Annotated in this window: 8 protein-coding genes; 2 read left to right on the top strand and 6 right to left on the bottom strand. The window is 58.9% G+C overall.

All coding sequences use genetic code 11. The features are described 5' to 3' along the window. Positions 1–78: 78 nt before the first annotated feature. Positions 79–981: a DMT family transporter gene (locus AABC73_RS07745; protein ID WP_341523094.1), complete on the bottom strand. Its 903-nt coding sequence runs from the start codon at positions 979–981 to the stop codon at positions 79–81. Positions 982–1123: 142 nt separating this feature from the next. On the opposite strand from AABC73_RS07745, the gene aceK reads away from it, so the two are divergent. Continuing rightward, the gene (aceK, locus tag AABC73_RS07750; protein ID WP_341523095.1) at positions 1124–2842 is read left to right on the top strand and encodes a bifunctional isocitrate dehydrogenase kinase/phosphatase; all 1719 of its coding nucleotides are present in this window, start codon (positions 1124–1126) and stop codon (positions 2840–2842) included. Between the two features lie 225 nt (positions 2843–3067). Here aceK and AABC73_RS07755 read toward each other — a convergent pair whose 3' ends face one another. The 3 genes from AABC73_RS07755 to AABC73_RS07765 all read right to left on the bottom strand — a co-directional run bounded on the left by AABC73_RS07755 (position 3068) and on the right by AABC73_RS07765 (position 9204). Next, positions 3068–6541 carry a hybrid sensor histidine kinase/response regulator gene (locus AABC73_RS07755; protein WP_341523096.1) on the bottom strand — a complete coding sequence of 1158 codons (3474 nt, stop codon included), beginning with the start codon at positions 6539–6541 and terminating at the stop codon, positions 3068–3070. A 354-nt stretch (positions 6542–6895) separates the two neighbouring features. Further along, on the bottom strand, positions 6896–7927 hold the full coding sequence (locus AABC73_RS07760; RefSeq protein ID WP_341523097.1) for a DUF6396 domain-containing protein: 1032 nt from the start codon (positions 7925–7927) through the stop codon (positions 6896–6898). Beyond that, on the bottom strand, positions 7924–9204 hold the full coding sequence (locus tag AABC73_RS07765) for a DUF6396 domain-containing protein (protein ID WP_341523098.1): 1281 nt from the start codon (positions 9202–9204) through the stop codon (positions 7924–7926). The genes AABC73_RS07760 and AABC73_RS07765 overlap by 4 nt, the downstream gene beginning before the upstream one ends. A 163-nt stretch (positions 9205–9367) precedes the next feature. On the opposite strand from AABC73_RS07765, the gene AABC73_RS07770 reads away from it, so the two are divergent. Next, positions 9368–10551 (top strand): IS3 family transposase gene (locus AABC73_RS07770; RefSeq protein ID WP_341524189.1). Its coding sequence is split into 2 segments (ribosomal slippage): positions 9368–9632 and positions 9632–10551, totalling 1185 coding nucleotides; the frame shifts between segments, so codons are not numbered across the junction. Here the strand turns inward: AABC73_RS07770 and AABC73_RS07775 are convergent. Beyond that, on the bottom strand, positions 10526–12271 hold the full coding sequence (locus tag AABC73_RS07775) for a phospholipase D-like domain-containing protein (RefSeq protein ID WP_341523099.1): 1746 nt from the start codon (positions 12269–12271) through the stop codon (positions 10526–10528). The two genes, AABC73_RS07770 and AABC73_RS07775, sit on opposite strands and share 26 nt — an antisense overlap. Beyond that, complete coding sequence (gene vgrG / locus AABC73_RS07780) at positions 12268–15003, bottom strand: type VI secretion system tip protein VgrG (protein WP_341523100.1); 2736 nt, start codon at positions 15001–15003, stop codon at positions 12268–12270. Before vgrG ends, AABC73_RS07775 begins: the two co-directional genes overlap by 4 nt. Between the last annotated feature and the right edge of the window lie 19 nt (positions 15004–15022).

Below are 15022 nucleotides of genomic sequence, written 5' to 3' on the forward strand. Positions count from 1 at the left end.
TTTGTAGGACCGGCTTCAGCCGCGAGGGTATTTCTCCCGGCTGAAGCCGGTCCTACAGCCGGTGCTATCTCCTGAAAATCAAAGTGCCTTCGCTGACGCCACGGCCGCAGGCCTCAACACCAGCCACAACGCCACCGCAATCAGCGCGCCGCCATACAGGTGCGCCATGGACAGCGGCTCATCCAGCAGCAATGCCCCCCACAGCACGCCGAATGGCGGAATCATGAAGGTCACGGTCATGGAGCTCAGGGGGCCGATGCTGCTCATCAGGCGGAAATACAGAATGTAGGCGAACGCCGTGCAGATCAGGCCCAATCCCAGCAGCGACGCCCAAACGCTAATACCACCCCAATTCGCGGGAGGATCGGTGATCACCCGATAGCCGAACAGGGGCAGAAGCAGCAGGGTGGCGCCAAGCATGCTGCCCAGTGCCGAAAGCCGACTGTCCAGACCGCCTTGCTGATCCAGCCAGCGTCGGGTCAGGAATCCTGCGAACGCGTAGCAGGTCGTCGCCAGCAGGCAGGCCAGTGCGCCGGTCAGCAATTCCAGATTGAACGCCACCGGCCCTGCTCGCGTCAGGATCCCCACGCCCACCAGGCCGAGGAACACGCCAATGATTTTCACCGTCGAGAGTTTTTCGCTGAAGAACAGACCGCCAACCAGCACGCCCATCAGCGGCGTAGTTGCGTTGAAGATCGACGAGTAACCGGCTGGCATGACCTGCGCCGCCAGCGAATACATGGTCGCGGGCAGCCCGGAGTTGATCACGCCTAGCATCATGCAGGTCTTGAGCTTGCCGCGAAAATCCCAGTCGATGCGCATCAGCCAGAGAATGACCAGTAGCCCGACCGCCGCAATCGACACGCGAAAAAACGCGGTGGGCACGGTGCCCAGCACTGGCGCGATGATGCGCATGAACAAAAAGCTCGCGCCCCAGATTGCGGCCAGCGCGATCAGGCGAGTAATGTCGGCAGGTTTCATGGAAAGTCCTTCCTTGGCAGAAGGCCGGGAGTTTTACCGGGAGGCGAGGGCGGTTGCAATCTTTGCTGACGATTTTGCTCACCCGTCCAGATGCCTCAGGCGCTGCTAAGCTGCGGCATACGAATCCAGCAGAGATCCCCAAATGTCCACGCCATGGCCCGCCGCTGATATTGCTCGCATGATCCTGGACGGTTTCGATGATTATCGGGAGGATTTTCGGCAGATCGCTGACGGTGCCCAGGCCCGTTTCGAGCAGGCGCTGTGGCAGGAAGCCCAGCGCGCTTCGGCGGCGCGGATCAGTCTTTATGAAGAGAAGGTCAGCCAGACCGTCAAGACCCTTGAATCCGCCTTCGCCGCCGAGCAGTTGCTCAACGTGACGTGCTGGCCGCTGGTCAAAAGCGCTTACATTCAGCTGATTGACGTGCGGCTGGACGACGAACTCTCGGAAACCTGGTTCAACTCGATTTTCTGCGGGCTGTTCAGTCATGACTTGATCAGCGACGGCTGCATGTTCATCCACACCACCCGACCGACCTTGCGCCATCACGAGCGCGCCGCCCAGACGCGGACCTTTCACCCGCAAGGTGATTTGTCCGGCATGCTGGAGCAGATTTTCAGCGCCTACCGGTTCAGCGTTCCCTATGCCGATCTGCCCGGCGACCTGCAGCGACTGGAAGCACAGCTGCGCGAGAGCCTGCCCGACTGGGTGTGCAAGGACCCGAACCTGAGCGTCGAACTGTTTTCATCGATCCTGTTCCGCAACAAGGGCGCGTATCTGGTGGGTCGGGTGTTAACCCTCGACGAGCAATGGCCGCTGGTAATTGCGCTGCTGCATCCGGAAGGTCAGGCCATTCGGATCGATGCGCTGATCACGGACGAAGCCGAAGTCTCGATCATTTTTTCCTTCACCCGCTCGTACTTCATGGTGGATGTGCCGGTGCCGGCGGAGTTCGTCAGCTTCCTCAAGCGCATCCTGCCGGGCAAACACATTGCCGAGCTGTACACCTCGATTGGCTTCTATAAACACGGCAAGTCGGAGTTCTATCGCGCGCTGATCAATCATCTGGCCAGCACCGATGATCGCTTCATCATGGCGCCCGGCGTGCGCGGCATGGTCATGAGCGTGTTCACCCTGCCGGGCTTCAATACCGTGTTCAAGATCATCAAGGACCGGTTTTCGCCGTCCAAGAACGTCAACCGCGCGACCGTCATCGAAAAGTACCGGCTGGTGAAAAACGTCGATCGGGTCGGGCGCATGGCAGATACCCAGGAGTTCGCCGATTTTCGTTTCCCGTTGAGCAAATTCGACCCCGATTGTCTGACCGAACTGCTGCAAGTGGCGGCGTCGACTGTGCACGTGGAGGGCGACACTGTGTTGATCCGCCACTGCTGGACCGAGCGGCGCATGACTCCGCTGAATCTGTACCTGGAACACGCCAACGACGCGCAGATCCGTGAAGCGCTGGAAGACTACGGCTTGGCGATCAAGCAATTGGCCGCCGCGAACATCTTCCCCGGCGACATGCTGCTGAAAAATTTCGGCGTCACCCGCCATGGGCGCGTGGTGTTTTATGACTACGACGAGATTTGCTACCTGACCGAAGCCAACTTCCGCCACATCCCGGCGCCGCGCACCCCGGAAGACGAAATGGCCTCCGAACCCTGGTATTCCATCGGGCCGCATGACGTGTTCCCTGAAGAATTCCCGCCGTTTCTGTTTGCCGATATCAAGCAGCGGCGGCTGTTCGACAGCCTGCATGGCGAGCTATATAACGCCGATTACTGGAAAAGCCTGCAGGATGCGATTCGCGCAGGCAAGGTGATCGATGTGTTCCCGTATCGCCGCAAAGAAAGGCCGTAACGCCTCCGTGCGATTCTGTAGGAGGGAATTCATTCCCGAAGAGGCCCGCGCTGATACCAGATGTCTTGGATGACTACGCCGACGCCTTCCCGGATAAATCCGGTCCTACGGGATCGCGCCGATTTCGAAATTGTGGGACCGAATTTATTCGGGAAGAGGCCGGAACATCCGACGCATCTCTAGCGCCCGGAATGCCGCCTTCCCGGATAAATCCGGTACCACGGGTTAATTCAAACTCACATGCCGACTCAACAACGCGCGCAACGCCGCAGGTTTAACCGGCTTGGCCAAAAAATCCAGCCCGGCGGCGTGGACTTGCGCGATAAGCTCCGGGCGCCCGTCGGCACTGATGACCACGCCTGGCACCGGTTCTCCCAGGCGGGTGCGTAGCCAGGCCATCAACTCGGTGCCGGTTTCGCCCTCGTCCAGATGGAAATCCACCAGCGCCAGTTGCGGCCGCACGCCTTGTTCGAGCAACGCTTCGCATTGCTGACGATTGCGCGCGGTCCAGACCTGGCAACCCCAGCGGGTGAGCAGGCTGTTCATGCCGATCAGGATGCTGTCTTCATTGTCAATGCACAGCACCTGCGTGCCGCCGAGCATTGGACGATCCGGCTCTCTGACCTTTTCGGCGGCTGGCGTCTGGATCCGGGCCAGTGGCACGCTGACGCTGAACACACTGCCTTTGCCGGGCCAGGAGCGGACCTGTAACGGATGGCCCAATACGCGGCACAGCCCGTCAGCAATCGCCAGCCCCAGTCCCAGGCCTTTTTCGGCGCGGGTCTGGTGGCTGTCCAGCCGTTTGAACTCCTCGAAAATAACCCGCTGCTTGTCCTCCGGAATACCCGGTCCACGGTCCCAGACTTCCAGACTCAAATAGGTGCCACGGCGTCGCACGCCCAGCAATACCGGGCCTTTGGCGTAGCGGAAAGCGTTGGTCAGGAAATTCTGCAGCACGCGTCGCAGCAGTTTCAAATCGCTGTCCACGCGCAACGACGTGCCGCGTAGACGGAATTTAATCCCTTGCTCCCGAGCCAGCGCCTTGAACTCAGCGCCGAGGGGATCGAACAAGGTGTTGAGGGCAAATGGCTGGCGATCCGGGTTGATCTTGCCGTTTTCCAGGCGGGAAATGTCCAGCAGATCGCTGATCAAGTCCTCGGCCGAGCGTAGCGAACTGTCCAGATGCTGCACCAACTGTTGGGCTTCGGCGGACATTTCCCCGTCCTGATGGGACAGCGCTGCGGAGAACAGGCGAGCCGCATTCAACGGCTGCATCAGGTCATGGCTGACTGCGGCGAGAAAGCGGGTTTTCGATTGGTTGGCCGCTTCGGCAGTGCCCTTGGCATCGGTCAGTGCGACGTTCAGCTGCGACAGCTCACGAGTCCGTTCCGCGACCCGCTGCTCAAGGCTTTCATTGGCGCCAATGAGCGCATGCTCGGCATCGCGGAACGCGGTGATGTCGGTGAAACTCATGACAAAGCCGCCGCCGGGCATGGGATTGCCGATCAACTCAATGACGCGACCGTTGGGGAACATCCGCTCCGAGGTGTGTGCACGGCCCTGGCGCATCCAGTGCAGACGACGGGCCACGTGAACTTCAGCCTCGCCGGGGCCGCACAAGCCACGCTCGGCGTTGTAGCGAATGATGTCGGCGATGGGCCGGCCGACGCTGATCAAGCCTTCCGGATACTTGAACAGCTCCAGATAACGATGATTCCACGCCACCAGTTTCAGGGATTGATCGACAACGCTGATGCCCTGAGTGATGTTCTCAATAGCACCTTGCAGCAAAGCCCGGTTGAACTGCAGCACCTCGGAGGCTTCGTCGGCGATACGCACCACGTCTTCGAGTTGCATCTCCCGACCTTCGATGGCTGCCTTGACCACCGCCCGGGTCGATGACGCGCCCAGTACCCCGGCCAGCAAACGCTCGGTGTGGGCGATCCAGTCGGCGTTGGCATTCTGGTTCGGGTTGAAGCCTTTGCCCTGGCGGTAGGCAAAGCGAATAAAGCTTTGGCGTGCCCGTTCCTCACCCACGAAACGCGCCGAGAGGCTGAGCAGGTCTTCGATCTGCACGGCCAGCAACGGGCGACTGCTGGGCCGTACATGAATTTCCTGACCAATGAAACGGCCGGCCTGCCAGTGCTCGGATACCCGCGTGCGGGAAATTACCGACACCCAGCCAAACAGAATGAAGTTGCCGGCCAGGGACAACACCACGCCTTGGGTCAGCGGGGTGATCGGCAGATTCAGCGGATTGCCGTGCAGCCAGGCCAGCAGCGGAAAACTGCTCAACGACCAACCCATGCCGTGGGCGGCAATAGGCAGCACCAAGGTGTAGAACCAAAGAAAAATGCCTGCAGCCAGCCCGGCGAACACACCGCGTCGATTGGCCTGCTTCCACCACAGCGCGCCAAACATCGCCGGGGATAGCTGAGTAATGGCGGCGAAGGCGATCTGGCCGATAGTCGCCAGACTCGCCGTCGAGCCCAGCAGCCGATAGCAGACATAAGCCAGCAACAGAATCACCACGATGCTGACCCGGCGCACCGACAGCATCCAGTGACGAAACGCCTCGAACGGTCGTTCGGTGGTTTTGCGGCTCAACAGCCAGGGCAACAGCATATCGTTGGAAACCATGGTCGACAGCGCGACGCTGGCGACAATCACCATTCCCGTGGCCGCCGAAGCGCCACCGATGAACGCCAGCAAGGCCAGCGACGGATGTGCATGGGCCAGCGGCAGGCTGATCACGAACGAGTCGGGCAGTACCGAACCGGGCAGCAGCATTTGCCCGGCCAGTGCAATAGGCACCACAAACAATGCCGCCAGGGCCAGATAGGCCGGGAACACCCATTTGGCCAGGCGCAAATCCTGCGGGTCGATATTTTCCACCACCGTCACGTGAAACTGACGCGGCAGGCAGACAATCGCCATCATCGCCACGCCGGTCTGCACCACCATGGACGGCCAGTTGATGGTTTCCTTCCAGTATTGCTCCAGGCGCGGCGCGAGCATGGCCTGGTTGAACAGATCGTCGAAGCCGTCGTACAGGCCGTAAGTGACAAACGCCCCGACCGCCATAAAAGCGAACAGCTTGACCAGCGACTCGAAGGCGATAGCGAGCACCATGCCGCGATGGTGTTCGGTGACGTCCAGCGTGCGGGTGCCAAACAGAATGGTGAACAACGCCAGCACCAGCGACACGATCAACGCGGTGTCCTGCGCACGGGTGCCGGTCGCGTCGGCCACCGCACCGATCAGAATATTCACCCCGAGGACGATGCCCTTGAGCTGCAAGGCTATATAAGGCAGCACGCCCACCAGACAGATCAGCGCCACCACCACCGCCAGCGATTGCGACTTGCCGTAGCGCGCGGCGATGAAGTCGGCAATGGACGTGATGTTTTCCTGCTTGCTGATCAGCACCATCTTCTGCAACACCCAGGGCGCCAGCAGCATCAGCACGATCGGCCCCAGATAAATCGGCAAGAACGCCCACAACTGCTCGGCCGCCTGGCCCACCGCACCGAAGAACGTCCAGCTGCTGCAATACACCGCCAGCGACAAGCTATACACCCACGCCCGCACTCGCGGCGGCAACGACGTAGTGCGCCGATCACCGTAAAAGGCGATGGCGAACATAATGGCCATATAAACCAGGGCAACGGCAGCAATCAGCCCGCTGGACAGCGACATAGAAATTCAAAGCCTCAAGGACAAGCTTGCTAGTCTCGCATGCTGGCCGGGGGTTGGAGGAGCGACTTTAGTCGAGAGCGCCGAGCAGCCTGCGCCAACGCCTTCCCGGACACGACATAGCGCGGGCTCGTTGGAGCGAGGCTTGCCCGCGAAAGCGTCCGGTCAGTCGACGGTGTATTGATGGGTGAATCGGTTCGCGGGCAAGTCGGAACGCCGCACGCTCGCTCCAACGGAATCGTACTTCCTTGAGGTTTCGGGCTGCCAGCACCGACGCCCTTCCGGATAAATCCGGTCCCACGACATAGCGGTCCAGCTGTAGGAGCGAATTTATTCGCGAGGTGGGCGGGGCTGGAGCTAAAGATGCCCTGGCATGGGCTTGCCGGTCGGTGGGTCAAGCACCTTGGCCTTAGCCAGCTCGCGGATTAGCGATTCGCTGGGCTTTTCCGGCTGTACATTGGCCAATCGTGCTTCCAGCCATTGCAGCTTGCCGTCCCAGGCGGGTAGCGGCGCGGGCGGCAGGGGAACGATGTCGTTGATTTCCGGGACCTTGGGGTTGGCGTAGGAGTAGTTCGCCAGTATTCGCCAGATTTTTTCGTAACGTTCGGCGCGCTCAAGGTCTTCCGGTTGGGCGAGGTAATACAGCGGGTCATCCGGACCACGAAAACCTTTACTTAAACGTGAGGCCGAGCTCTCCTCACCAGCCGCTACCCCCATTTGCAACGCTTCAAGCGCCTCCTGGTATCGCCCTTTGTTTTTAAGGTTGACGCCTAATTCAACAGCAGCTTCACCGTGCCCCTGCTCGGCGGCACATCGGCGCATCTGTCGGGCAATATCCGGGGCGATAGCAATGGGTGCCAGCTTATCGCCCACATCGTATTGGGCCTGGGCACTGCCCGTGTCGGCGGCCTTGCGGAAGTAGCGCATGGCCATTTCCGGGTCCTGCTTCAACCCCGCCGCACCCTGCTCCAGGAAAATACCGACAAAGTAATAACCGGTCGCTACGCCTGCGTCGATCAGGTTCTGACTCAAGCGCAAATACTCATCGCCACTGACCTTGAATTGACCCCGCATACCGCCGTTCTGCAGGTTGATATTGGCCTTGGGGTGGCCGTTTTCAGTGGCGATCCGGTAAAGCCTTTGGATCTCGGCATCGACGGTCTTGTCCTGCTTGAGCTGGTTGTTTTTTTGCAGCCAGCGGGCGTACCGGAACAATACGTCGGACTCGGCGGACGGTTCGGGGAAGGTTTCGTGTACACAGGTGAAAGCCAGGTTGGCCTTGATCTCCTTGAACGCATCCAAAGTGATTTTTGAAGAGCGCGCATCGGCGGCACCACAGCCAAGCAGTGTCACGCTGACTAGTATCAATACGAAGAAGCAGCGCTTCATCCAAGCAGCCCCCACTCAACCACTTCGTCACGGAATGTCGTTTTATCCGACAGTGGCCAGGGACGAAGGTGGTAGCGTTCGACGGTCTGAATCGGAAAGGCCTCGCCCTCTTCGAAGTGGCGGATTACCTCACGCCTTCTGATCGTGCGTTCCGAGGACCAGATGACTTTCCAGTAGCCGATACGCGGGCAGGCTTCGCCGCTAAAGCAGATGAGCAAGGGGAAATTGGCCTGACTGAAGCCTGGCGAACCGGGCATGGGTTTGCCAGTAGCCGGGTCGAGGACCTTGGCCTTGGCCAGCTCATTGATCAGCGCTTCGCTGGGCTTTTCGGGTGGGACATTGGCCAGTCGTGCTTCTAGCCATTGCAGCTTGCCGTCCCAGGCGGGCAGCGGGGCTGGCGGCAGGGGAACGATTTCGTTGATCTCGGAGACTTTGGGATTCGCGTAGGAGTAGCTCGACAAAATCTTCCAGATTTGGTCATAACGCTTGGCGCGCTCCAGGTCCTCCGCTTGGGAGAGGTAGTCTATGGTATTGGAGGGAGGGGGGTTGCGAAAGGCTTTAGCCAATCGGGAAGCCGAAGTGCTGCGACCACCAGCCACTCCGAGCTGAAATGCTTCAAGCGCCTCCTGGTATCGCCCTTTGTTTTTAAGGTTGACGCCTAATTCAACAGCAGCTTCACCGTGCCCCTGCTCGGCGGCACATCGGCGCATCTGTCGGGCAATATCCGGGGCGATAGCAATGGGTGCCAGCTTATCGCCCACATCGTATTGCGCCTGGGCGCTGCCCTGATCGGCAGCCTTGCGGAAGTAGCGCAAGGCCATTTCCGGGTCCTGCTTCAACCCCGCCGCACCCTGCTCCAGGAAAATACCGACAAAGTAATAACCGGTCGCTACGCCTGCGTCGATCAGGTTCTGACTCAAGCGCAAATACTCATCGCCACTGACCTTGAATTGACCCCGCATACCGCCGTTCTGCAGGTTGATATTGGCCTTGGGGTGGCCGTTTTCAGTGGCGATCCGGTAAAGCCGTTGGATCTCGGCATCGACGGTCTTGTCCTGCTTGAGCTGGTTGTTTTTTTGCAGCCAGCGGGCGTACCGGAACAATACGTCGGACTCGGCGGACGGTTCGGGGAAGGTTTCGTGCACACAGGTAAAGGTCAGCCGGGTCTTGGCTTCAGCAATCGGGTTCATGGGCATGTCTCTGGTTTGGAGAGTGAAAGCATCGCCCGTGTTACAGGCGGCCAGCAGCAGGCTCGACAGCAATAGAAGTCTGCGCATCAGTCGAGGTCTGCCCGGGTCTTTTTGCCGTAATAAAACTCAACGAGAGGTACGGATGGAGTTCCCCCCTCTTCTTGGAGATCTTTGTTTTCCTCGATGTGTGGTGGTCTAATTTCCCCGGACACCTCTATAGGTGGAAAATACATCTATCGAGGAGCTTTCCATGACTAAAAAACGCAAAACATTCGATGACAGCTACAAGCTGGAAATCGTAAAGATGATCAAGGATCAAGGGCTGACCGTTCCACAGGTTTGCCGGGATCAGAATATCGGTGAAACGGCGGTACGACGCTGGGTGCAGCAGTATGAGGCCGAGCAATTGGGGCAGGCCGGAATTGGTAAGCCGTTGACGTCTGAGCAACAGCGCATCCGGCAGTTGGAGCAAGAAAACCGGCAGCTCAAGATGGATAATGACGTCTTAAAAAAGGCTACGGCCTTCTTTGCCCGCGAGCTGAAGTGACGTATCGACTGGTTCGGCAGCTGCAACAGAAGGCTTATTCGGTGGCGTATCTTTGTCGTTTACTGAGCATCAGTCGATCCGGCTTCTACGAAGCACAGAAGCGTGTTGAAGCGCCTGTTCAGAAGAGTTGTCCTGTCGTTGTGCAACTCAAGGCGTCGTTTGCCGAGAGTGGCGGCTGCTATGGCAGTCGCCGCTTGCGTAAGGTTTTGCAGGCCCAAGGCATCGAAGTGGGCCTTTATAAAATCCGCGGTTTGATGCGTGCAAATGGCCTGCGCTCTGCCTGGAAGCGCAAGTTTGTGCACACCACCGATAGCAAACATGACCTGCCGATTGCCGAGAATGTTTTGAACCGACAGTTTGAGCCCGAGGCTGTGAACAAGGCCTGGGTGGCGGATATCACCTACATTCGAACTCGCAGCGGCTGGCTCTACCTGGCGGTAGTGTTGGACTTGTTCTCGCGCAAGGTGGTGGGATGGTCGATGGCCCCAAACATGCCAGCGGAGTTGGTGTGTAGCGCGATGCAGTTGGCCATAGCACAGCGCCAACCGCCACCGGGCTTGATCGCTCATTCGGATCGCGGCAGCCAATACGCCAGCGCGAGTTACAGAACGCTGCTAGCCAGAAGCGATATGCAGCAAAGCATGAGTCGAAAAGGTAACTGCTGGGATAACTCAGTAATGGAACGCTTCTTCCTGAGCTTGAAGATGGAGCGGGTATGGCGGCGCGATTACGCCAACCATGCCGAAGCAATACGCGACATCACTGAATACATCGTTGGGTTTTACAACAACGAGCGACTGCACTCAAAACTGGGATATCTGCCACCGACCGTTTACGAACGGGCGATGGCGTCGGAACAACCTATCGAGGTGTCCGGAATGAGTTGACCACTACAATGAGAGTCCCCCACTCATCAAATGCGACACCGGGATCATCCTGCGCCCCCCTCCCTTTCGTATGCAGCTTCCACAACCGCCGCCGCAACGCCTCGGTCACACTCGCCCACTCGTGGGCAATGTTCATTTCACTGTCGACCCGCATGCTGCGGGTGTTGATGTTGGCCGAGCCCTGGGTGGTAAAGACGTCGTCGATGATCATCAACTTGGAGTGGATGTACACCGGCATCCAGTCCTTGCCCGCCGGGGAGTCGTCGGCGACCAGCGAACAGATATGCACCTTCAGGTTGGGGATCGCCTGCAGAACAATCGGGCCGTCCTCAACGTCCTTGATTTTCCGATCCAGATCGGCTTGCCACTGCTTGAGTTCCTTTTGCCCAACGTGGTCATGCAGATCGGGGGATGGCCGGGGCGGTGCATCTTTTTTGATCTGCTCGATGCGGCGCAGCTTCGTTAGCCCGGGAATGGTGTCGGCGCGCCCGAGACTTTCGAGCATGAGCTGGGTTTTCACGGTTCCTTTACCCATTCCATCGTCGCTGGCATTGGTGATGACGAACAGGTGCAAGGCGCCATGCACGCCGGGGTCGCGCCCGCCTGAACCATGTCCGTCCGCGACCCCCTTGATCAGGTCGGCCAGGGGCGGCCAGCGGAAGTACTGGTTTTCGATATAGATGAACTGCCTGGCGTTGTTAACGGCCTTCAGGTAGAGCTGCTCGATTTCAAATATTTCTTCTTGCGGCTGGGTGCGAACCAGCTGAGCCATTTGCCGCAGGGCACCGGGGCTGCATTGCAACTGTGGTCCTAATTCCTTGGCCAGGCGTTTTTTGAGCAGGTCGTCGCCAGTCTCCTTGTGCCAGGCCGAGGCGAAGTTGTGGTGCAGGTGTTCCAGAATAGGCCCACTGAGCTGGCAGGAAATATCCTGACGTGGCGTGTCGCCACGCGGGCCCACATTGGGTGCAAGCTTGGTTTGCTTGGTGCGGTTCAGTGCCGAATGCGCGTCGGTATCCCAATACTCGTCAAGCATGTTATGGCCCATGACGAAGCCAGTGGCGCGCTCGGGTATTTCGTAATCGACCAGAACGGTTTTTTGGTGATGGCTCGGCGTCAGTCTCTGCACCAGGCGCATTTTTGTGCTGATCTCAGCGTCGAGGCTTTCATATTTGAGCCAATGGGCAATCTCGCTCCGTTCATCCTGGCTGAAGCCGCGGCCGACGAAGACAGGACGACGCAGATCACGTCCCAGAGCTTTGTCGCCGCTGACCGCACACTCGGCATACCAGTATTTGTCGAAGGCGTATTGGTCTTCGGTACTGTGTTGCAGTTCTTTCTGCAGGATGCGTAATTTGCCCTTGCCTGGCAGGTTGGTCTCGCCCGCTGCACCGGCAAGGTTCAACGGAAACTCCCAGCCCAGCACTCGAACTTCTACGCCTTGGCTGGCTTTGAACATCAGCAATTCACCAATGCTGGGCACGCATTGGTTGCGTATGAAAAACATCGACGGCTGAAAACCCCAGCAGATGATGTCGATGGTCTTGGTGGCTTGGGCGATGGCCAGATGCACCGCGCGAAAGGCCTCCTCGCCATTGACCAAGGGCTGGTAGGTCGCCTTGCTCGGGTGATATTTGGATTTTTTCACGTACCACGGCAAGGTACAGGTCACCTCGTTGGTATCTTGGAGCGCCACTGGCGTTACGATGTCCTCTTGAGTCATTGGGTTTCCTCCTTGTCTCTGAGTCCGTGCAATATTTCTGCGTACTCGTCACGGTGATTGGTATGCGAACCGGACTGACTCACCTCGACATACGTGTCTGAAGGGTGGTTATGCAAACCACCGTTGGCCAGTTGCCCCTGCTCGGGATTACGGTATTTGCCTGGAACCGGAATCCGGTAGCTCGTCCCGCTGGCCAGCTCCAATCGGTACTCACGGGTCACGACCTGATGGTCAATCGGCATTTGCCCCGTCTGATCCAATACACCTTGCTTCAACAACGCACCGTCGGCGTAAAGCTTGTAGGGCATGCCTGCCATATCTTTGCCGCTCGCATTGGGGGAACTTGACAAATTGAACCGCAACACCTGGCTGGACAGACTTTCGCTGGACAGGATCTGCGGATAATCCGGGTGCGTGGCTGTCATGCTGGCAGCGCCGCTGTATTCATAACTCGCGGACTTGACGTTGTAGTCCCCCGCCGAGCCGGATTCGATGCTGTTCGCGTCGAGGGTGATGTAGCTGCCGCCGCCGTTGAGGATGATTTTCTTTTTGGCGGTGATGTGGATTTCATCTTCGGTGCTGGTGATCTTCAGGCCATGCCGGGCCAGCAGTTCCAGGCGGTCGTTTTGTGCCTGGATGTTCACCGGCCCCTGATTGGCGATCAGTTTGATGCCCATCTTGCGCACGAACAGGCTCATGCCTGCGCCCACGCCGATAAACAGGCGTTTCACCACGCTGATGTCGGCTTCGGCGCCCGCGTTGAGCATCAGGTTTTTCTGCGCCGCCAGTTGCAGATGCTGGCCGCTGGTCAGGGCGATGCCTTTTGGGGCGCTGAGCAATAACACCGAGGTCTTGAGCTGTTCGAGATCCTGTTTGAGCAGGTTCAGTTGCGCCTGAACATCGGCCGGATCGGCATTGGCTGCTTCCGCGTCGACCGACAGGTTTTGCAATTGCTCGCCAGCCTGTTGCAGCCGGTCGATGGCCTTGCTTATGTCGAGCACCTGGCCTTGGGCTTTGGCTTGTTCATCCGCACTAATAAAAATGCCTTTGCCACCCCGAATCGCCCCCCAGCCATCGGTCCGCAGTTCAAACCCTTCGCCGCGTTTTTTCTTCTCGGCGTCCACCAGATGCCCAAGATTCAGCTGGCTTTTGCCGCTGTGTTCGGTGCTGAGTTTGATGTGCTCGGAGCCGCGCAGGTCTTCCATGCGCAGTTTGTTGTTGGCCGGGGTGCGCAGGACGTTGCGGGTGTAGTCGCGTTTGCGCAGGGTGACGTGGTCCGGGCGGCGGTCATCGTGCAGGGCGTGGGCGATGTAAGGTCGGTCGGGGTCGCCTTGTTCGAAGGCGATGGCCACTTCGGTGCCGGCAATCAGCGGCAGATGCAGGCCGTGGGTGTCGCCGGCATAAGGGCGCGCGAGGCGCAGCAGCATGCTTTCCTGGCCGGGTTTCCAGCTGTCGCGGTCGAACAGGAAGTTGACCCGATAGTAGCCATCCCGGTCGATTTCGGAGTAAGGGGCGTTTTTCTGCGGGCTGGTGACACGCGCCGGTACGGTGCCGGCGATTTGCGGCTTCGCCACCAAGGGCGGGCGGAAACAGACGGTTTCCGAATAGGGGATGGCCTCGAAGGTGACTTCGAAACTGCGATCACGGGCGGCGCAAGTGTTCAGTTGGGTAATGACTGCGCCCGGCGCGAAGGCCTGCGGAGCGCCGGTGATTTTCAGAACCTGACCGAGGCCCAGCGTCGCGCTGCTGCTGGCACCGCTGAGTTGGGTCTGGCCGTTGAGGTAGCGCTCGTGACGCAGACGCGCGTAGAAAAAACCGCTTTCGCTTAACAGGTCTTCATCCTGAGCAATCCGGTCGCCGAGCACGGTGTAGGGTTCGGCGTAGTGGTAAGCCTCGCCGTAGGTGGTTTTTGCGCCTCGGGTCTGATCGACTTCGCCGTTGAGCCAGGCATTGGCATCGCGATGGTGATAAGCGCGAAAGTTGATGTTCTTTTCCACCACTTGGTGGCTGGTTTGCAGTTGCCACACACCATCCTGCCCGCTGCTGGTAAAACCAGACGGCGAACGCAAGGGCAGTTCGACACCGAACTGGTAATGACGCTGGTCGTCATGAAACTCAACAACATCAATCTTCAGGCGTTGGTCGACGGTGAAGCGAAACCAGATACCCACTTCGGCCAGCAGCCGGGTAATAAACACCAAGTCGCTTTCGCCGTACTGCATGACCTGTTCGCGCCTGGGGTAGTCGCGCGCCAGTTTGAACAGAAAGTCCTGGCCTTCGAAGTTGTGCCGACTGCGCAGAATGCTCTCGACAATAGTCGGCACCGACTGGTGCTGATAAATGCGGAACTGCTTGCCCTTATCGAGCAGTGCCAGACGCGGTTGCAGGGTCAGAGCGTAATGGGCTTCATCGTTGGAATCGGACAGGCGCTTGAAGCCGGTGACCACGCCATGCAACGTGCGCAGCGGCGGCTCGGGCACGACGGAAAGGAAGTCCGGCGTCATCTTCGGGTACTTGGGCGGCAATCCATGCAGACTGAACGTTGCGGCCCGACCGAGCATCTTCTCGACCGCAATGTCCTGCTGCGCAGAGGTGAACTCCACGTCGTACTTGAACGGCTGGCTCAGATGTTCTTCGCCCTTGAAAGTCAGGACGTCGAGGGATGCATCGACATCACTTACTTGCAGTTTGTGGCGGCTGTGGTCGAAGAAAGCGCGCAGTTGGTTTTGCATATTCAAGCATCCTTGGAAG

Origin of the sequence: Pseudomonas sp. G.S.17 (genome assembly GCF_038096165.1) — a bacterium.
Classification (GTDB): domain Bacteria; phylum Pseudomonadota; class Gammaproteobacteria; order Pseudomonadales; family Pseudomonadaceae; genus Aquipseudomonas.

Coding starts and splice junctions, on each gene's coding strand:
- AABC73_RS07745 (WP_341523094.1), bottom strand. CDS start 981: ATGAAACCTGCCGACATTACTCGCCTGATCGCGCTGGCCGCAATCTGG.
- aceK (WP_341523095.1), top strand. CDS start 1,124: ATGTCCACGCCATGGCCCGCCGCTGATATTGCTCGCATGATCCTGGAC.
- AABC73_RS07755 (WP_341523096.1), bottom strand. CDS start 6,541: ATGTCGCTGTCCAGCGGGCTGATTGCTGCCGTTGCCCTGGTTTATATG.
- AABC73_RS07760 (WP_341523097.1), bottom strand. CDS start 7,927: ATGAAGCGCTGCTTCTTCGTATTGATACTAGTCAGCGTGACACTGCTT.
- AABC73_RS07765 (WP_341523098.1), bottom strand. CDS start 9,204: ATGCGCAGACTTCTATTGCTGTCGAGCCTGCTGCTGGCCGCCTGTAAC.
- AABC73_RS07775 (WP_341523099.1), bottom strand. CDS start 12,271: ATGACTCAAGAGGACATCGTAACGCCAGTGGCGCTCCAAGATACCAAC.
- vgrG (WP_341523100.1), bottom strand. CDS start 15,003: ATGCAAAACCAACTGCGCGCTTTCTTCGACCACAGCCGCCACAAACTG.